Source organism: Bartonella propinqua, assembly GCF_047263965.1.
In the GTDB taxonomy this organism is placed as follows: domain Bacteria; phylum Pseudomonadota; class Alphaproteobacteria; order Rhizobiales; family Rhizobiaceae; genus Bartonella.
Map to the genome: position 1 here is coordinate 96,387 of NZ_JBLEBK010000004.1, position 23,570 is coordinate 119,956.

General features: G+C 39.5%; 19 protein-coding genes, 1 other RNA gene and 1 pseudogene. 11 read left to right on the plus strand and 10 right to left on the minus strand.

The features are described 5' to 3' along the window. Nucleotides 1-193: 193 nt before the first annotated feature. The 8 genes from ACMFKV_RS04380 to ligA all read left to right on the plus strand — a co-directional run bounded on the left by ACMFKV_RS04380 (nucleotide 194) and on the right by ligA (nucleotide 11,220). Nucleotides 194-1,114: a D-alanine--D-alanine ligase gene (locus ACMFKV_RS04380; RefSeq protein WP_336288250.1), complete on the plus strand. Its 921-nt coding sequence runs from the start codon at nucleotides 194-196 to the stop codon at nucleotides 1,112-1,114. Further along, nucleotides 1,102-2,010, plus strand: coding sequence for a cell division protein FtsQ/DivIB (locus ACMFKV_RS04385; protein WP_413154593.1), 909 nt, complete (start codon nucleotides 1,102-1,104; stop codon nucleotides 2,008-2,010). The genes ACMFKV_RS04380 and ACMFKV_RS04385 overlap by 13 nt, the downstream gene beginning before the upstream one ends. Then, nucleotides 2,007-3,308, plus strand: a complete 1,302-nt coding sequence (gene ftsA, locus ACMFKV_RS04390; RefSeq protein WP_336288252.1) for a cell division protein FtsA — start codon at nucleotides 2,007-2,009, stop codon at nucleotides 3,306-3,308. The genes ACMFKV_RS04385 and ftsA overlap by 4 nt, the downstream gene beginning before the upstream one ends. A 69-nt stretch (nucleotides 3,309-3,377) precedes the next feature. Further along, a complete protein-coding gene (ftsZ, locus tag ACMFKV_RS04395) occupies nucleotides 3,378-5,132 on the plus strand; it encodes a cell division protein FtsZ (protein WP_413154594.1) in 1,755 nt (584 codons plus the stop codon). 213 nt (nucleotides 5,133-5,345) lie between these two features. Further along, nucleotides 5,346-6,218, plus strand: coding sequence for a UDP-3-O-acyl-N-acetylglucosamine deacetylase (lpxC, locus tag ACMFKV_RS04400; RefSeq protein WP_336288254.1), 873 nt, complete (start codon nucleotides 5,346-5,348; stop codon nucleotides 6,216-6,218). A 168-nt stretch (nucleotides 6,219-6,386) separates the two neighbouring features. Beyond that, a complete protein-coding gene (locus ACMFKV_RS04405; RefSeq protein ID WP_336288255.1) occupies nucleotides 6,387-7,280 on the plus strand; it encodes an outer membrane protein assembly factor BamD in 894 nt (297 codons plus the stop codon). Nucleotides 7,281-7,286: 6 nt separating this feature from the next. Beyond that, a complete protein-coding gene (gene recN / locus ACMFKV_RS04410) occupies nucleotides 7,287-8,954 on the plus strand; it encodes a DNA repair protein RecN (RefSeq protein ID WP_413154595.1) in 1,668 nt (555 codons plus the stop codon). 106 nt (nucleotides 8,955-9,060) lie between these two features. Then, nucleotides 9,061-11,220 (plus strand): NAD-dependent DNA ligase LigA, encoded by a 2,160-nt coding sequence (gene ligA / locus ACMFKV_RS04415; RefSeq protein WP_413154596.1) that lies wholly within the window; start codon nucleotides 9,061-9,063, stop codon nucleotides 11,218-11,220. Nucleotides 11,221-11,502: 282 nt separating this feature from the next. Here ligA and ACMFKV_RS04420 read toward each other — a convergent pair whose 3' ends face one another. The 3 genes from ACMFKV_RS04420 to ACMFKV_RS04430 are packed head-to-tail and all read right to left on the minus strand — an operon-like array spanning nucleotide 11,503 to nucleotide 14,827. Next, complete coding sequence (locus tag ACMFKV_RS04420) at nucleotides 11,503-13,329, minus strand: aminopeptidase P family protein (protein ID WP_413154597.1); 1,827 nt, start codon at nucleotides 13,327-13,329, stop codon at nucleotides 11,503-11,505. Nucleotides 13,330-13,344: 15 nt separating this feature from the next. Next, nucleotides 13,345-14,214, minus strand: a complete 870-nt coding sequence (locus ACMFKV_RS04425; protein WP_413154598.1) for a 50S ribosomal protein L11 methyltransferase — start codon at nucleotides 14,212-14,214, stop codon at nucleotides 13,345-13,347. Nucleotides 14,215-14,245: 31 nt separating this feature from the next. Next, the gene (locus ACMFKV_RS04430; protein ID WP_336288260.1) at nucleotides 14,246-14,827 is read right to left on the minus strand and encodes an SCO family protein; all 582 of its coding nucleotides are present in this window, start codon (nucleotides 14,825-14,827) and stop codon (nucleotides 14,246-14,248) included. A gap of 151 nt (nucleotides 14,828-14,978) precedes the next feature. Between ACMFKV_RS04430 and ACMFKV_RS04435 the strand changes: the two genes are divergently transcribed. Continuing rightward, nucleotides 14,979-15,608: a DapH/DapD/GlmU-related protein gene (locus tag ACMFKV_RS04435; RefSeq protein WP_413154599.1), complete on the plus strand. Its 630-nt coding sequence runs from the start codon at nucleotides 14,979-14,981 to the stop codon at nucleotides 15,606-15,608. Between the two features lie 62 nt (nucleotides 15,609-15,670). Here ACMFKV_RS04435 and ACMFKV_RS04440 read toward each other — a convergent pair whose 3' ends face one another. From ACMFKV_RS04440 to ssrA, 5 genes are all read right to left on the minus strand, one after another. Beyond that, complete coding sequence (locus tag ACMFKV_RS04440; RefSeq protein WP_336288262.1) at nucleotides 15,671-18,007, minus strand: ATP-dependent helicase; 2,337 nt, start codon at nucleotides 18,005-18,007, stop codon at nucleotides 15,671-15,673. A 132-nt stretch (nucleotides 18,008-18,139) separates the two neighbouring features. Beyond that, nucleotides 18,140-18,385 (minus strand): ribbon-helix-helix domain-containing protein, encoded by a 246-nt coding sequence (locus ACMFKV_RS04445; protein ID WP_413154600.1) that lies wholly within the window; start codon nucleotides 18,383-18,385, stop codon nucleotides 18,140-18,142. Between the two features lie 17 nt (nucleotides 18,386-18,402). Beyond that, nucleotides 18,403-18,585 (minus strand): DUF4169 family protein, encoded by a 183-nt coding sequence (locus tag ACMFKV_RS04450; RefSeq protein ID WP_336288263.1) that lies wholly within the window; start codon nucleotides 18,583-18,585, stop codon nucleotides 18,403-18,405. A 12-nt stretch (nucleotides 18,586-18,597) separates the two neighbouring features. Further along, on the minus strand, nucleotides 18,598-19,140 hold the full coding sequence (locus ACMFKV_RS04455; protein ID WP_336288264.1) for an SspB family protein: 543 nt from the start codon (nucleotides 19,138-19,140) through the stop codon (nucleotides 18,598-18,600). A gap of 164 nt (nucleotides 19,141-19,304) precedes the next feature. Further along, nucleotides 19,305-19,663, minus strand: a transfer-messenger RNA (tmRNA) gene (gene ssrA, locus ACMFKV_RS04460). Between the two features lie 95 nt (nucleotides 19,664-19,758). Between ssrA and ACMFKV_RS04465 the strand changes: the two genes are divergently transcribed. Further along, complete coding sequence (locus tag ACMFKV_RS04465) at nucleotides 19,759-20,064, plus strand: DUF2853 family protein (protein WP_413154601.1); 306 nt, start codon at nucleotides 19,759-19,761, stop codon at nucleotides 20,062-20,064. 87 nt (nucleotides 20,065-20,151) lie between these two features. Here the strand turns inward: ACMFKV_RS04465 and ACMFKV_RS04470 are convergent, their stop codons facing one another. Next, complete coding sequence (locus ACMFKV_RS04470) at nucleotides 20,152-21,456, minus strand: MFS family transporter (protein WP_336288266.1); 1,305 nt, start codon at nucleotides 21,454-21,456, stop codon at nucleotides 20,152-20,154. 212 nt (nucleotides 21,457-21,668) lie between these two features. Between ACMFKV_RS04470 and ACMFKV_RS04475 the strand changes: the two are divergent. Then, nucleotides 21,669-21,766, plus strand: a pseudogene (locus ACMFKV_RS04475) (thymidylate synthase); the annotation flags it as partial. A gap of 608 nt (nucleotides 21,767-22,374) precedes the next feature. On the opposite strand, the gene ACMFKV_RS04480 reads toward ACMFKV_RS04475, so the two are convergent. After that, the coding region (locus ACMFKV_RS04480; protein ID WP_413154602.1) for an MFS transporter at nucleotides 22,375-23,570 on the minus strand (1,196 nt) is incomplete at its 5' end.

Consider the following 23,570-nt stretch of genomic DNA (forward strand, 5'->3'; position numbering starts at 1 on the left):
TTCAAAGAGATAATAAAAAAATCCATTAAAAATCAATAAATTAACAGATAAACTCTTGCGTCATGCGTCTGAGTCTGATTCATTAGAGACAATGCTAGGCTGTTGATTCGCAAGGATAAATTTTGTCTTTTCCTGTATGTGGTATTGTGGATTTCTATGTAGTCTATATATAGTATAAAAAGGATAAGTTGTTATGAGGGATAAGCATATAGCTGTGTTGATGGGGGGGGTCTCCTCGGAGCGGTCTGTAAGTTTGTCTTCAGGTACTGCTTGTGCTGATGTTCTCGAAACTCAAGGGTATCGTGTGAGCCGCGTGGATGTTGATGCTCATGTTGCTTCTGTCCTTGAGCAATTGCAGCCTGATATCGCTTTTAATGCGTTGCATGGACCATTTGGTGAGGATGGTCGTATTCAAGGTATTTTGGAGTATTTAAAAATTCCCTATACCCATTCTGGTGTGATGGCGTCAGCACTGGCAATGGATAAGGGACGCGCAAAAATTATTGTTGCCAATGTTGGTGTTTCTGTCGCTCCTTCTCGCGTGATGAGCCGCTTTGCTGTGGAGGGGGCGCATCCCATGGATCCTCCTTATGTCATTAAGCCTGTATGTGAAGGGTCGAGTTTTGGTGTTGTGATCGTAGATGAGCGAGAAGCCTTGCCACCGCGTGATATTGTGGGAGATGAATGGGCTTATGCAGATGAGGTGATGATTGAAAAATATATCCCTGGGCGTGAACTTGCTTGTGCTGTTTTAGGAAATGAAGTTTTAGATGTTTGTGAAATTTTCCCCGAGCAGCGTTTCAAATTTTATAATTATGACTCAAAATATAAGTCTAATGGTTCTCTTCATATTTGTCCTGCACAACTTTCACCAAATATTTACCAAAAGGTGCAAAGAATGTCTTTAGCGGCGCATCAGGCAATAGGCTGTCGAGGTGTTAGTCGTTCTGATTTTCGTTTTAATGAGGAGACGGGAGAGTTGGTTTGGCTCGAAATTAATACGCAACCTGGTATGACATCAACTTCTCTTTTTCCTGATATCGCAAAAGCAAGTGACCGTACTTATAGCGATATCGTTCAGTGGATGGTGGAGGACGCGTCATGTATGCGTTGAATGTTGACAAAGCAGATCTTTCTATGGTGCGATCAGTGCCAGCTTTGCCGCGTCTTTATCGTCGCTTTTTTCGATTTATGTTCGAATTCGTCTTTACTGCTATTCACGTGCCTCGTCATTTAGGTTCTTTCTCGGTTTTGCTTTTTTTCTTTGTTACGCTGCTTTATGGAGTTTTATCGAGTGGTCATATGGGAATGATTATGAAAACTGCGGTATCGGATATTGGTTTTGTCGTTACCGCTGTTGATGTCAGCGGCAATAAACGCGTAATGAAGCAGGAAATTTTGAAGGTTTTAGGACTTGATGTTTCTCCATCAATATTTGTTTTTGATGTTGATTGGGCGCGTTCTGTTTTAGAACAGCAAGCTTGGGTGCAGTCAGCTCATGTTCAGAAAATTTATCCTAATCGCGTGCGCATTTCAGTTGTAGAGCGTGAGCCGTATGCAATTTGGCAACATGATGGCATGGTGGATATTGTTGATAATACAGGGCGCGTAATTGTGCCTTTTCAGAGAGGGATGACGCAGGACTTGCCTCTTGTGGTTGGTCAGGGGGCACAAAATGCTGCAAAAATATTTATTCAAGCATTTTCGGTGTATCCGCAGTTATATAATCGTGTTCGTGCTTATGTTCGTGTAGCTAATCGGCGTTGGGATCTTGTTTTGGATAATGGGATGCGCATTATGTTGCCTGAAAATGGTGCGCTAACAAGGCTTGCTTCTCTTATTGAGACAGGTATGGCACAAGATCTTTTTTCGCGCGATGTTTTGAGTGTTGATTTGCGTCTTTCTGATCGGATTACAGTTTCTTTGTCGGATGAGGCGTTGGAACGTCGTGACGTTATTGTGGCAGCAGAAGAGCGCGTTTTAAAGACGCGAAAGGCAGGGAGCTTATGATGCTGCTAGGATCACATCATGTAGGGGTGCGCAAAACGCGTTTTCTGACGGTTCTCGATGTAGGGTCAAGTAAGATTGTTTGTCTTATTGCTTGTTTGCGTCCTTTAAAGCATACGCAACATTTACATGGTCGTACGCATTCTATGGAAATTCTAGGTTTTGGAGTACAGCGTTCACGCGGAATTAAATCTGGTGTTGTGATGGATATGTTTGCAGCAGAGCAATCAATACGGTTGGCTGTTGATGCGGCAGAAAAAATGGCTGGCTTGGTAGTGGATTCGGTGATTGTAAATTTTTCTTCAAGCCGATTACAAAGTGCCCTTATCAACGGTATGGTATGTTTGAACGGTCGTGAAGTCACTACGCGTGATGTGCGTATGGCATTGGCAGATGTTTCGCGCAAAGCTTTTGATGTTGAGCGTCATGTTGTGCATTCAGTTCCAGTATCTTATGTGTTGGATGGAGATAAAGGAATTTCTGATCCTGTTGGGATGATGGGGGAATTGTTTGGTGTAGATGTGCATGTCGTAACGGCGGAAACAGCGTCTTTGCGTAATTTAGAAGCTTGCATTAATCGTGCGCATTTGAGTGTCGAAGCAATGGTTGCAACGCCTTTTGCAAGTGGTCTTTCTGTTTTAGTTAATGATGAGGCGCATTTAGGAGCGGCGTGTATTGATTTTGGTGGTGGAACAACGACATTTTCAGTATTTTCTGAGGGAAAATTTGTTCATGCGGATGCACTTGCGGTTGGTGGACATCATGTAACTCTTGATGTTGCGCGTGGATTCTCTATGTCTATTCAAGAGGCAGAGCGTTTAAAGGTTGTGTATGGCTCAGCACTTTTGGCAAGTGTTGATGATCGGCGTATGATTAATGTGGCAGAGATTGGGAGCGAGCATCGTGAAACTCAATATCCACGTGCTGTTCTTAGTCGTATCATTCGTGCACGTGTTGAAGAAATATTGGAAATGGTGCGTGATTGTTTGAATCGCTCTGGTTTTGGTCACATTATTGGGAAGCGTGTTATTTTGACTGGGGGGGCAAGCCAGTTGACGGGATTGCCAGAGATGGCACGCACTATATTGGGAAGAAATGTTCGTGTGGGGCGGCCTTTGGGTATTTCGAGGCTTCCTTCTCTTGCAAAAGGGGCGGCATTTTCGTCTGCTGTTGGACTGTTAATTTATCCGCAATTAGTGGGTTTTGAAGAAAAGACAGTACAGGCTGAGGTAAATCATTTATCTATGGGTACGCGTGGGTGTTTTAGGCGTGTTGCTCAGTGGTTGCGTGAGAGTTTTTAAGTGAGTCTATTCAGATCAAGTTAATTTTCATCGCTTTGGCTTGCGATGTCTTATGAGAAGGAAAAGGAAATGACGATTAATCTGCATCGGCCAGATATCGCGGAATTGAAACCACGCATTACCGTTTTTGGTGTCGGCGGTGGTGGAGGAAATGCCGTGAATAATATGATTCATGCTGGTCTTCAGGGAGTTGATTTTGTTGTTGCTAATACGGATGCGCAGGCTTTGGCAATGTCAAAAGCTGAGCGTGTGATCCAGCTTGGTGCGGCAGTTACGGAAGGCTTAGGTGCTGGGGCTTTACCAGAAGTTGGAAAAGCAGCTGCCGATGAATGTATTGATGAAATTCTCGACCATATTGCAGGTTCTCATATGGTTTTTATTACTGCAGGCATGGGAGGAGGTACTGGAACGGGGGCGGCACCTGTCGTTGCTCGTGCAGCACGGGACAAAGGTATTTTGACCGTTGGTGTCGTGACAAAACCGTTTCAGTTTGAAGGTGCTCGCCGTATGAAAACGGCAGAGATTGGTATTGAAGAATTACAAAAATCTGTTGATACATTGATTGTTATTCCTAATCAAAACCTTTTTCGTATTGCAAATGAAAAGACGACATTTTCTGATGCTTTTGCTATGGCTGATCAGGTGCTTTACTCTGGTGTTGCTTCTATTACCGATTTGATGATTAAAGAGGGACTCATTAATCTTGATTTTGCTGATGTTCGCTCTGTTATGCACGAAATGGGTCGCGCTATGATGGGAACTGGTGAAGCATCTGGTGAAGGACGTGCTTTGAATGCTGCTGAAGCTGCTATTGCGAATCCGCTGTTGGATGATACTTCTATGCGTGGTGCTCGCGGTCTTCTGATTTCCATTACTGGTGGTCGCGATATGACTTTATTTGAAGTGGATCAAGCTGCTAATCGTATTCGTGAAGAAGTTGATGCTGATGCGAATGTTATTTTTGGTGCCATTGACGATGAATCACTAGAAGGTGTTATTCGTGTATCAGTGGTTGCAACGGGGATTGACCGTGAGGCTAGTGATGTGGTTCAGCCTTCTCATCCTAAACACAAACCTGCAGCTTCAGTTCGTAAAAGTGATTCTAGAACATCACAAACTTCTTTTCATCCTCAGTCTCCTTCATCACGTTCTGATTCAATGGTAGAAGTGATGGAAGCACTTGAAATGGAAATGGGTAAGTCAGCTGAAGAGCAATTTCATCCCAAAAGTCGCATTTTTTCACAGCCTGCAGATACAATTCCTGCACGGAATATGAATCCAACCGCTTCTGGATCAAGTGCTGTACATGGGCAGATACAAAATGCACCACGTATGCAGGTGAATCGTGCTTCGCAGCAGTCTATGAACGTAGCAGTAAGTACGGAAGCAGCGGCGCATGTTCTCGATGATGTGATGGGGGAGGTAAGGCAAAATGAGAAGCAAATACGACAGATGCAGCCTCGTTCAGCACCTGTGCGGATGCCAAATTTAAAAGATTTTCCCTCTGTTGCTCATGGTGAAAATCAAAGAGTATCTGCTGCAGATCAAGGTCCTCGCAATCTTTGGCAACGTTTAAAGCAGAGCTTGACATCTCGTGAAGAGGCTGAACAAGAGGCGCGGTTAGAGCCTGCGGTGAGATCTTCTCAGCAGCAAGAGTCTCACGTTTATAATAAAAATCCTCAACCATTTTCTCAAGATGCTTCTGTTTATGTTCCGCGTCGTTCTGGTGAGTTACATCCACGTGTTCCGCAGGATCAGCGTACTTTTGTTAGTGAAGAAGATCAGCTTGAAATTCCAGCGTTTTTACGTCGTCAAGCGAACTAATTTTGGAAAAAGTAGTCGAGAAGAAAAATTTTTATACCTCTTTTATGGCTGGAGAAGAGCGTTGTGCAATGGAACGTGCAGTGTTTTTTGAAGCGCTTTTGTGTTGTATATAAACCCGCTTATTATTTATAAGCGGGTTTGTTCTTCATTATGGATATAGTTGTTATGGTTTTATTCATATTCTAAAAAGCACAAAAAGTTGAATGAAGCGATATGATAAAATTAATGCCAAAATATCAGTCTACTCTTAAAAAGGAAGTAACATTTAAAGGTCATGGCATTCACAGTGGATGTTCGTCTGTGATAAAAATTTGTCCAGCTGACGTTGGGTGTGGGATTATTTTTAAGCGTTGTGAAATGGAAGGAGAACAAATATTTCAAGCGCATGCCTCGCAAACAGGAGCACTTGAATTATCAACAGTGCTTGGACATGGGGATGTAAAAATTGCAACAATTGAGCATTTGATGGCTGCAATTGCTGCTTATAATCTGGATAACCTTGTTATTGAAGTGTCGAATAATGAACTCCCTATTTTGGATGGCTCTTCATGGCAGTATTGTCAAGCTTTTGAAGAAGTCGGTGTTGTGCAGCAAGACGTGTTGCGCTCTTATTTCATTATCAAGAAGCCACTGCGGGTTGAGGTAGGTAGTGGGTTTGCAGAATTTTTGCCGTTTGATGGGTGTCGTTTTGATGTCATGATTTCTTTTTCTTCTCCTGCTATTGGAAAGCAACATTTAAGTTTTGATCTTACCTCGCAAGGGTTTCGAGATGATTTGTCGCGTGCACGTACTTTTGGTTTTATCAAAGATGTGGAAACATTATGGGCTTCTGGGAAGGGGTTGGGTGCTTCTTTGGAAAATTCCCTTATTATTGATCTTAATGACCAGATTATAAATCCAGATGGTCCCTATTGGAAAAATGAATTTGTTCGACACAAAATGCTTGATGCAATTGGTGATGTTGCTTTGCTTGGAGCGCCTTTTATAGGATTATTTCGCTCATATTGTAGTGGACATAGGATTAATTTACAATTGGTTAAAGCTCTTTTAGCAAACGAATCATGTTACGAGATAGGCTATTTATAGGTAAAGTGAAAAAAATTAAAAAGATTTTGTTGCGATCTATTTGATTTTTAAGGGGATGATTGATTTTCAGCCACTAAATTGGTTAGTGGGTTTTTAAGTGATATGGTATAAGAATTTTTATAAGTCAGTCTTGCTACAAGGTGATGTTCTCTGGAGACCAAAAGAGCTATGATAAAATTTTATGCATGTGTTAAAAGTATGGCATATAGGAAATCTGATATTGTGTGCAAAGTATTAGGTGGGGGGCTTTTAGGGTGCACTGTTTTGCTGGCAGGTTGTTTATTTAAAGATAAAAATACCCTTCCTTCATCTGCTTATGTTTTAAAAATAGATCCACCAGATGTTTTGTATAATCAGGCGCGTGTGAATCTTGATAATGGGCAACTTGAAGAGGCAGCAAAAAAGTTTCTTACGATTGAGAAACAGTATGCCTATACTGATTGGGGTCGCAAATCTTTAGTGATGGGTGCTTTCACAAATTACCGGCTTGCCAAGTATGATGATGCAATTAGCATGGCTCAGCGCTATATTACTCTTTATCCAGGATCAGATGATTTAGCTTATGCTTATTATATCATTGGTCTTTCTTCTTTTCATCAGATTCCTGATGTAACACGTGATCAGCGAGATACTAAGCGTGCTATTGCTGCTATGCAACTTGTTGTGGAGCGCTATCCGAATTCTAAGTACGTTCAAGATGCTAAAGCTAAAATACGTTTTGGGCGCGAACAGCTTGCTGGTAAAGAAATGCAAATTGGTCGTTACTATGAAGAAGGTCGGCGGTATCTTGCTGCAAGTAGAAGATTTCGTACGGTGATTGAAGAATACCCAGATACCAACCAAGTTGAGGAAGCACTTTTTCGCTTAACAGAGGTTAATCTTGCTCTTGGTTTAACTGCGGAAGCTCAAACAGCAGCAGCTATTTTAGGGCGTAATTACCCAAAAAGTGAGTGGTATAGATTGTCTTACAATTTATTGCAAAAAAATAGCGTATCGCCACAGGAGCATAAATCTTCTTGGATATCAAATGCTTTAAGTGGTGATAAAAATAGGGCACGTTGATTTTATATGCTAGTACAGCTTTCGATTCATAATATTGTTTTGATCGAAACGCTCGACATTCATTTTGCAGCGGGTTTGTCGGTTTTGACTGGGGAAACGGGTGCTGGAAAATCTATTTTGCTAGATGCATTGTCACTGGCTCTTGGTGGGCGCGGAGATGCTTCGCTTGTGCGTCATGGTGCGACACAAGGGCAAGTGACAGCTGTTTTTGATGTGCCTGTTTCACATCCTGCACGTCAAATTATCCGTGAAAATGGTTTTGATGACGAAGGTGATATTATTTTACGACGTGTGCAGTCAAGTGATGGTCGTAGTCGCGTTTTTATTAATGATCAAGTAGCAAGTGTCACATTGATGCGGAATATTGGTCGTGTATTAGTTGAAATTCATGGACAGCATGATGATCGTGCGCTTGTTGATGTTACTACGCATCGCCAGTTGTTAGATGCTTTTGGTGGGCTGGAGGGTGAAACGGAAAAGTTGCGTCAGTGCTATCGGATATGGTGTGAATTTGAGGAGCGTTTGCAGCAGCAGCGTATCAAAGTAGAAAATGGTGTGCGTGAAGTTGATTATCTTCGTGCTTGTTTGGAAGAGCTTGATAAGCTTGATTTTCAAGTGGGTGAAGAAGATGCACTGTCTCTTCGTCGTGCAGATATGCTTAAATTAGAAAAAATAGCAGCGGATATTAAGGAGGCTGATGATCTCTTGAGTGGTTCGAAGTCGCCAATTCCTGTGCTTTCTAATTTGGTGAGACGTTTGGAGCGCAAAATTCCTGAAGCGCAAGCGCTGATTACACCTGTAGTGAAATCCATTGATGATGCATTGCATGCACTTGCAACAGCACAAGACGGTATCGAAGCGGCAATGCGGGCGTTGGATTTTGATACTGGTGAATTGGAACGAATAGAAGAGCGTCTTTTTGCTCTTCGGGGAATTGCTCGCAAATACCACGTTTCTGCGGATGAATTAGCGCAGTTGCGTGATAAAATGGATGCCGAGCTCGTTGATTTTGAGGAAGCTCAGATTACATTAAAGCGTTTTGAAGATGAGGCGCGTGAAGCACAAAGAAATTATGATACATTAGCGCAAGCGCTGTCGATGAAGCGTAAAGAGGCAGCAAATCGCTTGTCTAAAAGCGTTATGACTGAATTACCTGCGTTGAAATTAGAAAAGGCAGAGTTTATCGTTGAAATGCAAAGTGATGCTGGGAAACGTAGTGCAGAAGGTATAGATCGCGTTGAATATTGGGTTCGGACAAATCCTGGGACACGGGCTGGACCAATGCTTAGTGTCGCTTCTGGTGGTGAATTATCTCGTTTTTTATTGGCATTAAAGGTTGTCTTATCTGATCGTGGATCAGCTCCTACGTTGATTTTTGATGAAATTGATACAGGGGTTGGTGGGGCTGTTGCAGCTGCCATTGGAAAACGGTTGCAGCGTTTATCAAAAAATGTTCAGGTTTTTGCAATTACGCATGCACCGCAAGTAGCATCTAAAGCATGTAGTCACTTTCTTATTTCAAAAAGTGAAAGTCGTGATGAAGGGCGCTTTATTACAGCTATCCATAAAATGGAAGAGCATGAACGTGCAGAAGAAATTGCACGCATGTTAGCAGGAGAACAGGTCACTGAGGAAGCACGTGCGGCTGCTCAACAGCTTCTTACTCAGATATAATTGATAAGCGATAAAGATACTGATGGGCACGTGTTTGTTTGGATTTTATTCGTAACACGAGGATGGGGTTTCTGATGGCTATAGCCCATAATTTGAAATAAATTTTATGAAAAAGAATGCAATTGAAAACTTGACTGCTCTTGAAGCAGAAAATGAATTAGAATGGTTAGCAAAAGAAATTGCGCGTCATGATGTGCTTTATCATAGTAACGATCAGCCTGAAATTTCTGATGCAGAATATGATGCTCTTCGTTGTCGTAATGCAGAAATCGAAGCTCTATTTCCTGAGTTAATTCGCTCAGATTCTCCTTCATATAAAATTGGAGCACCAATTTCTGAAAAATTTGAAAAATCTGTTCATGCACAGCCGATGCTTTCACTTGATAATGCGTTTAATTCTGAAGACGTCAGTGAATTTATTGAACGAATTCGTCGTTTTTTACGACTCCCAGAAACGCAAGTTTTGGAAATAACTGCTGAGCCAAAAATTGATGGTTTATCGTTGTCTTTGCGCTATGAAAAAGGAAGACTTGTGCATGCTACAACGCGTGGTGATGGATATGTAGGTGAAAATGTGACTGCAAATGCACGAACAATTTCTGATATTCCAAAGGTCTTGCAGGGCGAATTTCCTGATATCATTGAGGTTCGCGGAGAAGTTTATATAAAAAGGGAAGATTTTCAAGCACTTAATATGCTTCAGCAGGAAAAAAGCAAATTAGCTTTTGCTAATCCTAGAAATGCAGCAGCAGGTTCTTTACGCCAGCTTGATTCACGGATAACCGCTAGCAGAAAGCTTCATTTTTTTGCTTATGCTTGTGGTGAGGTGAGCGAAATGTTTGCAGAAAATCAAATGGATATGATGAACAAGCTAAAAAAATATGGCTTTGTTATCAATCCATTAACAAAAGTTTTTAAGACAATAGAAGAGATTATTTCATATTATCATGATATCGAAGAACGCCGTCATTGTTTAAGTTATGATATTGATGGGATTGTCTATAAGGTGAATGATTTGATGCTACAAACGCGTTTGGGGTTTGTATCTCGTTCGCCACGTTGGGCAATAGCGCATAAATTTCCAGCAGAAAAAGCTATGACGCTTTTGGAGGGCATTGATATTCAAGTAGGGCGGACTGGAGCATTAACTCCTGTTGCGCGTCTTGCACCCATTACTGTTGGTGGTGTGGTGATTACCAATGCAAGTTTGCATAATGAGGATTATATTAAAGGTGTTGGTCATAAAGGTGAACCAATTCGTGAAGGGCGTGATATCCGTGTTGGGGATACAGTGGTTGTGCAGCGTGCTGGTGACGTGATCCCTCAAATTGTTGATATTGTTGCTGAAAATCGTCCAAAGGATGCTTCTGCTTTTATTTTTCCTCATCTGTGTCCAGCTTGTGGGAGCCATGCTGTTCGTGAAGTAGGAGAAGCTGTGCGTCGATGCACAGGTGGACTGATTTGTCCAGCACAAGCAATTGAGCGTATTCGCCATTTTGTTTCACGCAATGCTTTTGATATTGAGGGGCTTGGTAAAAAGCAGGTAGAGTTTTTCTTTCATGTTCAAGATGAGACGCTTTGTATTCATACACCAGCCGATATTTTTACTTTACAACAACGTCAAGAAAAATCTCTGACCCGTTTAGAAAATATGGAAGGCTTTGGTACTGTTTCAGTTCGTAAACTCTATGATGCTATTAATGCTCGCCGAAAAACTTCTTTAAGTCGTTTTTTATTTGCATTAGGGATTCGCCATGTTGGAGAGGTTAATGCACGACGTCTTGCACGATTTTATCAAAATTATACAGCTTTTGAAACTGCTGCAATGGCAGCCATTATGCCGTGCGACAAGGTCGGTGAACAAGGCAATGAGGCTTGGAGAGAACTTACTGATATCGAGGGAATTGGATCACATGTAGGGAGAGCAATTATTGATTTTTATCAAGAAGCACATAACCGCAAGGTTTTGTCTGCTTTGCTTAGAGAAGTAGTGCTTCTTCAGGAAAAACCTCTCACGATATCTTATTCACCAGTAGCAGGAAAGATAATTGTTTTTACAGGCACTTTAGAGCGGATGTCACGCGATGAAGCAAAAGCATTGGCAGAGCGATTAGGTGCTAAAACATCCAGCTCTATTTCTAAAAAAACTGATCTTCTTGTTGCAGGACTTGGAGCGGGATCAAAATTGACCAAAGCACAAGAATTGGGTGTTGAGGTTATGGATGAAGAGACTTGGTTGCAATTGATTGAGGGACATTATGTTTAATTTTTTCTTAAAAAACGATAAAATACATTAACACTATTGTTCATCTTATGTGAGGTATAAATTTTTTCTCATATGCTATAGTGATGAATATTTATAATTTTTCTTCTCCTTAAATTCGTATAATCAGCCTTATTTTTATAAAAAGCATTAATTTTTAAATATTTTAGGTACAGCTCAAGAAATCATTTCCTATATCCTTTGAGGGTAAATACGCATCTTTCTCTTAAAAAGAGAAAGGGGAGTGATGTTTTGTAAAAAGAGTAAAGTTGTATGCTGATTCATTTAAAGGGGTAGTGTAGCTTCTCTTGCCCATTTCTTGTCTTCTTCATTTAAGTAAGGTGCATTAATGTGATAAACATGGGCATGGTAATCATTAAGCCATTGCTTTTCTTGGAGTGTTAAAAGCTCTGGCAGGATTAACCGTCGATCAATGGGGCAATTTGTGAGGGTTTCAAACGATAGCATTTCTATATCACCACCGTTAATTTTTTGTGCTGATTGTACGACCATCAAATTTTCAATACGGATGCCAAAAGCGCCTTCACGATAATATCCAGGCTCATTAGAAATAATCATTCCAGGGATGAGTTCTTGATTGCCGTGACGTGAGAGATTTTGTGGTCCTTCATGAACAGAAAGATAAGACCCAACTCCATGACCAGTGCCATGAGCATAATCAAAACCAGCTTTCCACAATGCGATACGTGCAAGGACATCAATGTCTTGTCCGCGTGTGCCTTTTGGAAATCGTGCAGTTGAAAGAGCAATCATACCTTTGAGGACAAGAGTAAAACAGTGTTTTTCTTCTTCTCCAACATTCCCAATTGCTACTGTGCGCGTGACATCTGTGGTGCCATCGCGATATTGTCCGCCTGAATCAACAAGATAAAGTTCACCAGCATTCATTTGTTTATTTGTTTGGGTAGTTACACGATAATGAACAATTGCACCATTTGCACCTGCTGCTGAGATTGTATCAAAGGACAAATCTGCAAGTTTTTCTCCCATTTCTTTTGCTGTCATTATGCGAAGCTCTTCTAATTTTTGAGCAGCAGAAATTTCATTCAGTGTACCTAGTGCTTGTTTATCTAACCAAGCAAAAAAACGGGTAAGCGCTACGCCATCGCGCAAATGCGCTTTGCGTGCTCCGTTTAGTTCTGTGGTATTTTTAATGGCACGTGGTAGAGCTGCGGGATCGGTAAGCGTAGTAAAAGAGCCGCCTTCTTCTTCAATAATAGCACGTAATTTTTCGCATGTTAGCCGGGGATCTAAGGCAAAAACTGTTCTTTTTTGAACATAATCTTTGATTTTTGTAATGAGTTGTTCTGGTTCATACAATTTTGCATAATTTTCCAGATATTGTTTCTGTTCTTCACCAAGCTTCTTACTATCAATGAATAAGGCAGGTACTTCTTTGATTGGAATGAGAGCAAAACAAAGGGCAAAAGGTGTATTAGAAACATCATTGCCACGTATATTGAATGTCCATGCAATAGAAGAAGGGTCTGTAAAAATAAAAGCATTTGCATTGGCTTGTTGTATATTTTTGCGAATTAATGCTAACTTTTCGTCGGTATTGCAGCCTGCATATTGAAGAGGATGAATTGATAAGGCAGATTGCGGTAATTTTGGTTGCTCATGCCAGATAAGATCAATGGGGTTGGGGTGAATCGCTACAAGCTTTCCACCTGCTTTACATTCTAATGCTTTTCTCAATATATCTGTGGCAGCAATGGTGTGAAGCCATGGATCAAAGCCAATAGAAAGCTTTTGCTTATTTTCTTCAAACCACCGTGATAGTGGGCAAGTTACGAGATCTTCATAATCAAAAATATGAGGATCGGTTTGTTGGCGAACTTGGAGTTTATAACGTCCATCTGTGAATATGATGGCTTTGTTTTTTAAAATTAATGCGATACCAGATGATCCAGTAAAACCAGTTAGCCAGCTAAGACGTTGAGCATGTGGGGGAACATATTCTCCTTGATGTTCATCTGCACGCGGGACAAGAAAGCCATCTAGTCCGAGGCGATCAAGTTCTTTACGAAGAGAGGAAATACGCTCTTCAGCATAGGCTGGATTTGTTGTTGCTTCAAAAGATTGATACATAGCAACGTCTTTCTTTCATTTTAGATGTATAGTGACCCATCCTTGACGGTGGTATGTTTCAATATGCCTTAAACCCTGTTTTACATAAGTTTCCAAAACATGAGCATGTTGCTCTTCAAGAATTCCAGATAATATGAGCGATCCGCCTTTTTGGAGTATCTGTGCCATTTCTTGTGCAAGTTCAATGAGAGGATTTGCAAGAATGTTAGCAACAATGAGATCAAAGGGTGAGCGCGATACAATTTGGTCATGATTAAAATTTGTCGCTGTAATAGCTGTGATATATTTTTTTACGCCATTGAGTTGGATATTGTGTTGTGCCACTTGAATCGCAATTGGATCAATGTCAGATGCAAGTACAGCAATAGGCTTAAGCATTGCAATGCCAATGGCGAGTATACCGCTACCAGTGCCAAGATCAAGGGCATTTTGTGGATTTTCATTTTGCATCACTTTGGCAATCATTTCTAAACAACCGGCTGTCGTTCCATGATGTCCTGTACCAAAGGCTTGATTAGCTTCGATTTCAATAGGCAAAACATTAGATGGAATGTCGTTTCGATTATGACTTCCATGAAGAAAAAAAGGACCTGCACGCACAGGCGTTAAACCTTCCAAGCTTTGTTGAACCCAATCAATATCGGGTAAAATCTCCATACTAATTTTATCAGGATCTGTAGAAAGAATGTGTGCAAAACGCTCCAAAATATTCTTTTGGTTTTCGTTGTCTACATAAAGCGAGAGTTCATACACAGCATTTTTTTCATCTATCTCTGCAAGAGCAAGGGGACATCCCTCTTCGTCAAAAGCTGCTTCCATGAGAGTGTAAAACCGCTCTGCTTCGCTTTTGAAAGCGGTATAATACAGACGAACTTGCTGCGACATGCTATTTTTTCTCTGAAAGCAGTTTTTCAATTTAGTTTGAGACGAGTTTTTTAAGCCGTTCAATAGCAATGTCGTCTTTTAACTCATTGTTGTTCTCTTGAATATCATAAGGAATAATGCCAGCTAATTTTCCACCTTTTTTTAGTAAAAAAATGGCTGCTGTGTGGTTATAGGTGTAATTCCCATTTGTTCCAGGAACTTTTTCAGCAACAACGTTGAAAGAATCCACCATTTTACGAACTTTTTCAGGATCCCCAGTGATACCAATAATTTTACTGGTAAAATTACTCAGATAATCATGGAGTACTTCTGGCGTATCACGTTCAGGATCAACAGTAACAAACCATAATCCCAATTTATCGGCTTCTGATCCAATTGTTGTAAGCCATCGATCAAGATTGCTCAGTGTAGTAGGGCAGATTTCAGGACACATAGTGAACCCAAAGAAAACCACTGAAGGCTTGCTTCGAATATCAGCTTCAGTAACAGTTTCTCCATTGGAATCAGTGAGTATAAAATTATCCCCTAAAGGCTTATTTTTAAACGCATCATAAATGAAAACTCCAGCAAGAAATATAACTGTTAGCCCCAAAATGCGTATTACATTTTTCATAATTTTATCCTCTTAAAATGCCTGAAAACTATAACATTGGCAGGTTAATTTTGCAATCTCTCTTTTATGATTGATTTTGTTCACATAGTCGGTATGTTTTCTCATATTATCTACTTATCGTATTTATGGAAAAACAATTGGTGGAAGATGGATGAATACTCAGAAAGATCTTCGATTCCATGAGAGTGAACCTTGTATCAATACGACGGCACGATTACATGGTTGTAAATTGGGACGCTATGTGGCAATTAGTGAGCGGGTGGTTTTGCGTGATGTAACCATTGGGGATTTTTCTTATTTTGAACGAAACAGTGAGGCTATTTATAGCGATATTGGGCGTTTTTGTTCTATTGCGTCTCATGTACGTGTAAATGCGTTAGAGCACCCTATAGAACGGGTTTCAACGCATAAAATAACATATCGCCCTAACGAATATTTTCGCTATATGGCGCTAGATAGCTCTTTTCGTGAAAGACGTTGTGCAAAACGTGTTACCGTTGGACATGATGTATGGATTGGACATGGTGCAGTTATTATGCCGGGGGTGACAATTGGGCATGGCGCTGTCATTGGTGCCAACGCTGTTATAACAAAAGATGTTACATCTTATGCGATTGTCGCTGGTGTTCCTGCAAAGCGGTTACGGATGCGCTTTTCAGATGATGTGATCCAAACACTTTTAGATATGGCTTGGTGGAATTGGTCGCTGGATAAGATTTACAACGCATTACCTGATATGCAAAATTTGTCGATCGAGACTTTTATTCGCAAATGGAAATAGCATTCAAAGTAAAATGATAAAATAACTTTCTGTTTGGAAAGGTGGTTTCACTCTGTTTGAGCTTAAGCTTTACTTACAAAATTGTCGAGCACACGCTTTTCTCCAGCTTTATCAAACATAATAGTTAATTTATGACCATCTATTGCTGAGATATAACCATAGCCAAATTTTATGTGAAAAATTCGATCATTGATTGAAAAATTGGAGGGTACATCAGATATTGATTGGGCGATGATTTCCCCTTCAATGTTTTTTTGTGAGTGCTTCCACTTTGGTGTGGAATAATCATTATAAAAGGGATTCTGATGCTTAAAGCGTTGTTTCCCATAACCGCCATAAGATGTTTCCATTTCTACTACTTCTATATGTTCTTGCGGTAATTCATTCAGAAAACGGGAGGGAAGTGTAGACTGCCAAAGTCCATGAACTCTTCGATTTGATACAAACCATATATGCAAATGTTTTTTTGCCCTTGTCAGCCCTACATACGCTAATCGTCGTTCTTCTTCTAATCCTGAGCGTCCGCCTTCATCTAATGAGCGCTGATGGGGAAAGAGTCCTTCTTCCCAACCAGGAAGAAAAACTGTTTCAAATTCAAGTCCCTTGGCTGAATGGAGAGTCATAATGTTGACCGCATCCATATTTTCATTACTTTCAGAATCCATAACCAGTGCAACATGTTCTAAAAAGCTGTGAAGGCTTTCAAATTGTTCCATGGAACGGATCATTTCTTTAAGATTTTCTAATCGTGTTGGCGCTTCTGGAGAACGATCTTCTAGCCACATAGCTGTATAGCCTGATTCATCGAGGATTATTTCAGAAAGCTCTCTATGAGGTGTGCATTGCAGCATATTTTGCCAGCGGCGAAAACTTTCAACAATGTTTCGCAAAGCACTGCGTGCTTTGGGTTTTAACTCATCGGTTTCAATTATTTCAGCAGCAGCATATAAGAGAGGAATAGCACGTGCACGTGCACTTTCATAAAGGTAGCGTAAGGTCGCATCTCCTAAACCGCGTTTTGGTGTGTTGATAATGCGTTCAAAGGCTAAATCGTCTGCTGGTTGGACAACAACGCGTAAATAAGCCATGGCATCACGTATTTCCATCCGCTCATAAAAGCGTGGACCACCAATAACGCGGTAGTTGAGACCAAGTGTTACGAAGCGATCTTCAAATTCACGCATCTGGAATGATGCACGCACCAATATAGCTATATGATTTAATGAATGACCAGCTTGTTGCGCTTGTTCAATTTTTTCCCCAATTGCGCGCGCTTCTTCTTTTGAATCCCATGCGGAATGAATTTTTACTTTTTCTTCTTCAGTATTTATTTGGTCAGAAAATAGTTCTTTTCCAAGCCTTCCTTGATTATGAGAAATGAGATGAGAAGCGGTTTTGAGAATATGTGATGTTGAGCGATAATTGCGTTCTAAACGAATAATTTTTGCGAGAGGAAAATCTTTTTCAAAACGTAATATATTATCAATTTGAGCACCGCGCCATCCGTAAATGGATTGATCATCATCCCCGACACAACAAAGGTTAACGACCTGATCTTTGGGTCGTTGCGCCAAAAGGCGAAGCCAAAGATATTGTGCTGTATTTGTATCTTGATATTCGTCTACTAAAATATAGCGGAACTTGGAATGATATTCGCGAAGAATATCTGGATTACTTTGGAAGATAGAGATGGAATGCAGCAGCAAATCGCCGAAATCACAAGCGTTAAGATTTTTTAATCGATCTTGATAGCTGCGGTAAAGTTTTCGTCCCATGCCATTGCCAAAGGAATGGGCATCACTTTCTGAAATGTGTTCTGGTGAAAGTCCTTGATTTTTCCAAGAATCAATCATTATTGCAAAGCGACGTGCTGGCCAACGCTTATCATCTAATCCTTCAGCTTGAATAAGTTGTTTTAAAAGGCGAACAACATCATCGCTGTCAAGGATTGTAAAGTTTCTTTTTAAGTTGACAAGTTCTGCGTGGCGGCGCAAAATCTTTGCGCCAGTGGAGTGAAAAGTTCCAAGCCAAGGCATGCCTTCAACAGTTCCACCAATAAGTTCACCAATACGCATTTTCATTTCGCGCGCTGCTTTGTTGGTGAAAGTTACAGCTAGTATTTGTTTAGGGAAGGCAAGTCCAGAGCGTAAAATGTGAGAAATGCGGGTAGTCAAAACACGCGTTTTTCCAGTACCAGCACCCGCAAGCACTAAGAGAGCCCCTTCTGTATTCATGACAGCTTGCCGTTGTTCAGGATTAAGTTTTTTTAAATAGTCCGCATCACACAGGTTTTTTTCTTTTACTCGTGTAGCATGATCAGGTAATCCAGAATTATTATCGTGCTTACGAGAAAGGGGCTCATCTTCAAAAAATGGTATGTGATCGAGAAAATTGTTCATTATACCTTATTGTGTAGTATTTTTTTGATTTAAGCGCTAGGTCTAAAAATTTTTTTTCTCAAGAAAGCTACAGCACCTTTGGTTGAATAGGCATTATAGAGGTCACAAAAGAAGAAAAGATAAAAGTAAATATTAAAGACGTTGGGCGAGAATGCTTTGGAGTACATAAATACGTAATGAAGCTGAAAGATTCACTTGTTGTGGTCTTTTTTTGTCAATATTCGTGATAATAGAAGTTAAAGATTGCCCCTCTTTGCGCGCTATGGCTTTCAAAATATCCAAAAATGGTTTTTCTAAAGATATGCTCGTTGAATGTCCATTAATTCGAACGGATATTTTCTGTGAAATTACTTCTGACCAATCGATAAAATCGTTCATCTGTATCTTTTCTACTCTTATTCATCGCGACATAAACGATTCTGTTCAAGAAATTTTTGAGTTTTTAGAGTTTCTTTTTTCTCTAAAAATTTTTCCGCTTTTGTTCGTCCAAAACGATAACGATTCTCCTCTGCATGAATGGCTTGTTTTGCACGTTTTTTTTGTTTGCGAAAATGGCGAAGGTTAATCGGTTCAGTCATGAGAAAATTTATTTATTTTTTTCGAAAAGAATCCAAGGAAACAACGTCAGCACTTTGTTTGACGTCATTGTTTGAGGGTTTTTTATTTGTTTTAGAAATTTGTTCTTTTGTAAATATGTTTTTTTCTTTTTTTTGTTTGTCCGATAACATTACAGGTGTGCTATTTTCTAAACCTTTACTTTCTTTAGAGGTAAGATTTGAAGGTAGGTCAAATGCTGCTTCAAATGCTGCTACAGGATCATAAAATACTTGGATAGAAGAAAAAGGAATCACCAATTTTTCAGAAATTTCTTTAAAAGAGAGTGTTACTTCGAAAGCAGTGTCTGATACGCTTAAATCCCGAAATTGATGTTGTAATACGATTGTCATTTGCTCAGGATAGCGGCTTTTAAGCCGATTAGAAATTTTTATTCCTGGTGCAGTTGTCAAAAAAGTAATAAAAAAATGGTGATTTCCTGGAAGACCTGCTGTGGCAACTTCTAATAAAACCTTACGGATAACTCCACGGAGCGCATCCTGAACAAGAACATCGTAACGGATTTGATCTTGAACCATCGAAGTTTATTCCTTTTATTTCATACAATAGCTAAGGGTGAACGATATCGTGCAATAAAATGTTTCTTTAAACTAACAATATTTTATCTACGATGCACCTAAATTAATCGAGAAAAAAATTTATGGCAAATAATGTCTGAAAGATCAATTCACAATACTTACAAAATGAAGGCTTCTGTTGCCAGGTGCCTCCGAACCCCGCTTAAACCTGCGATGATTTAAGACTTAATTTGAAGCATTCGCACTGCATTAAGCAGCGAGACGTGCTCCCGCATAGTTGTTGTCATTTGCAACTACTTATTTAGTCCGATAACGGTGGTACTATGCCGAGTAAAAAAGCAATCTTTACGCTCTTGTCGATCCTATTTCGCCCCCACCAAAATATAACTTTACTTGTTATATTTTGGTGGAGGCGCCGGGTACCGCCCCCGGGTCCAATGAGTTTATTTCATTGTTCATTTATTACCATAGCTGGCAAGCCAGCTCTTTAAATATAGATGAAGAACCGTCTTTGGGAAAGGGGGGGGTTGTTAATATTTTAAATCCTCTAGTTATTTATTAATCTATATGATGCGGCTGTAAAATACAGCCGTTAATTTTTGGGAGGAGAATTACAGAATGAAAGATGATCTAGCAGATATTAAATTATACGACCCAAATCCCGATGAAGCTGCAATAAAACGGCTTCATCATCGTTTAGCTTTAGTAATGAGAAAGCAGGATGCATCGTTAGTTGCTACATCAGATCCAAAAGAATTAGAGCGCGTTGAAAAATGGGTTCAAGATATATTAGGTGCTAATCAGCAGAACGCTAAAACAGTCGTTTCAGAAGTTGCAGATATGATGTCTGACAATCGGAGAAAAAGTCGTATGACTTTTTACTATTTGGTTGCTAAAAAGTTAAATGCACTCGATAAATTGTAAATGATATTAAAACGAGATTTTTACGCAATAATTACAAAAAAAGCCCAATTCATTGGGCTTTTTTACTTACATATTCATATAGAAGATTTAATGAATATCATCTCCTTGCAAATATCCTTTCTTTCGAGCATCTGGCATCAAGACGATTGCGATGAATGCAATAATCATCATACCAGCTATATAAAAGTGAAATACATCATATCCCATTTTTTTAAATTGAAGTGCTACAGATTCAGCAGAGCCACCAAATAGTGCATTGGCAATAGCATAAGATAAGCCAACTCCCATTGCTCGCACTGAAGAAGGAAACATTTCTGCTTTTACGATACCAGAAACGGATGTGTAAAAACTCATAATACAAAACATTCCAACAAGGATCAGCAACGCAACCAATTTATTATCAGTGCTACCAATGATTTTAAGTGCTGGAATTGTACAAATGATAGATAAGGTACTCCAGATAAGCAGTGAAATTTTTGTTCCAATTTTATCAGCCAAAAAACCAAATATCGGTTGGATGAGCATGAAAACAAAGAGTGCAATAGTCATTATAGTCGTGGCAGTATGCTTATCAAATCCAGTTGTTGTAATCAGATATTTTTGCATATAAGTGGTGTATGTATAAAATGTGAGCGATCCTCCAGCTGTAAAGCACATAACCAGAAAGAAAGCTTTTCCATGATTGCGTAAGAGTCCTCTAAGGCTGCCAGCTTGTTGTTTAGAACGGCTTTCTTTGGTGGTTGTTTCATGCAGCGAACGGCGTAGATAAATTGCAACAATTGCTCCCAATCCACCAATTGCGAAAGGAATACGCCAACCCCATAACTTTAATTGATCTTCTGTCAAATAAAGCGCTAGAACGAACATAACAAGACTGGCTAGAAGCTGACCACCAATAAGCGTAGCATATTGGAAAGAGCTAAAGAAACCACGGCGATTTTTAAGAGCAACTTCACTCATATAAGTTGCTGTTGTACCATATTCGCCACCAACTGAAAGTCCTTGTACCATGCGGAGTAAAAGAAGCAAAACTGCTGCAGTGCTTCCAATAGCCTCATAGGTGGGGAGTATGGCAATCAGAAAGGATCCACCGCACATCATAAAAATAGAAATAAGCATTGAACGCTTCCGTCCATAACGATCAGCAATAAGTCCGAAAAGCCAACCGCCGATTGGACGCATGAGGAAACCGATAAAAAAGACAGCGGAAGACTTTAAAAGTTCGGTAACAACATCGCCATCGGAAGGAAAAAACTGTGATGCAAAGTAGATAGATGTAAAAGAATAGACATAAAAATCATACCACTCTACCAGATTGCCTGATGCGCTAGATACGATGGACAAAACACGTTTTCTTGTATCATTTGGTGCTAAAGCTGTTTCATTCTCCATAAGGTTTATCCCTTTTTATGTTCATATGCGTTTCCCCTGTGGCTGTTTACAGTATTTTATTTTGTGCGTCAAAAATTTAATCAAGCTATTAATGACTTCTTATGAAGATGCTTGAGAAGAGAGTTTTATATTATATTTTTGTGAATTTTGCAGCTTCCATTTTCTGTAATTAACAGGGATCAATCACTATATTTATCCAAAACTTATCTTGATTAATTTATGAGGTGTTGTGGTTTCTTAAAAGTGATATGTATCAATTTGGGATAAAGAGGCTGATGAAAAATGGAACCTTTATCCTATTTACGGTTTTTAATGGCATTTTGAATCAGTTTTTTGAAGGTTGTATTGATCTGCTCTCTTTCGGCTACGGTTAAAAAATCTGTTGTTTTTGTTACTAACTATGAAATTGATTCGTACATTAAGATTTTTAGATAGTACGAAGTTTTTAGCTTATTTAATTGCAGTTGTTGCAAAAAATAATGTTATCTATTGTGCTAATATGATGCTTTTGTATGTATCACAAAAAATACAATATTTAATTAATGTTTATTTGTAATAAATCCATTGTTGTGAGATAAAAACTCACTATGTTTATAAATACCACAATTGTAGTGTACACTGATAGTTCAAAGCACTATTAATTTTTATTTTTATCTAATTTTTATAAAAGAGCAATTTTTATTCAAATAAATCGAGTAGTTTTTGACATTCGCTAAATTCAGTGAAAGCAGAAGATAACGTACTTATAAAAGTATTTACTTCTTTGTCATAACGCATATTTCAGGAAAGAATATCACTCTTACAAAGATTAGAGGAGTGAAGGTACGGAAGTTTGTAAATATTGAATTTTATATAAATAGAGCAATAAAAAAGCTCAATTCACTGAGCTTTTTTATTGCATATTCATATAGAAAGAAACTAATGAGTATCATCGTTTTGAAGATAGCCCATTTTTTGAACATTGGGCATCAAAGCAATTGCGATAAACGCAATAATCATCATACCGACTATGTAGAGATGAAAGATAGATTCATATCCCATTTTTTTAAACTGAAGTGCTACAGCTTCAGTAGAACCGCCAAATAGTGCATTGGCAATAGCATGAGCTAGTCCAATTGCTGTTGCTCGTATTGAAGCTGGAAACAGCTCTGCCTTTACGATACCAGAAACGGATGTATAAAAACTCATAACACAAAGCATTCCAATGATGATCAGCAGCGCAATCCATGTATCATCAGTGTTACCAATGACTTTAAGTGCAGGGATCGTACAGATGATACATAAGGCTCCCCAAATAAGCATTGAAGTTTTTATTCCAATTTTATCAGCTAAAGAACCAAATATGGGTTGGAGTAATACGAAAATGAAGAGTGCAGCAGTCATCATAGTCGTGGCAGTATGCTTATCAAATCCAGTTGTTGTAATCAGATATTTTTGCATATAAGTGGTGTATGTATAAAATGTGAGCGATCCTCCGGCTGTAAAGCACATAACCAAAAAGAAAGTTTTTCCGTGATTGCATAGAAGCTCTTTAAGAAGTCCAGTTTTTTGTTTAGAACGACTTTCTTTGGTGGTTGTTTCATGCAGCGAACGGCGTAGATAAATTGCAACAATTGCTCCCAATCCACCAATTGCGAAAGGAATACGCCAACCCCATGATCTTAATTGATCTTCTGTCAAATAAAGCGCTAGAGTAAAGATAACAAGACTGGCTAGAAGCTGACCACCAATGATGGTAGCATATTGGAAAGAACTAAAAAAACCACGACGATTTTTAAGAGCAACTTCACTCATATAAGTTGCTGTTGTACCATATTCGCCACCAACCGAAAGTCCTTGCATCATACGGAGTAAAAGAAGCAAAACTGCTGCAGTGCTTCCAATAGCTTCATAGGTGGGGAGTATGGCAATCAGAAAGGATCCACCGCACATCATAAAAATAGAAATAAGCATTGAACGTTTCCGTCCATAACGATCAGCAATAAACCCGAAAAGCCAACCGCCGATTGGACGCATGAGGAAACCGATAAAAAAGACAGCGGAAGACTTTAAAAGTTCGGTAACAACATCGCCATCGGAAGGAAAAAACTGTGATGCAAAGTAGATAGATGTAA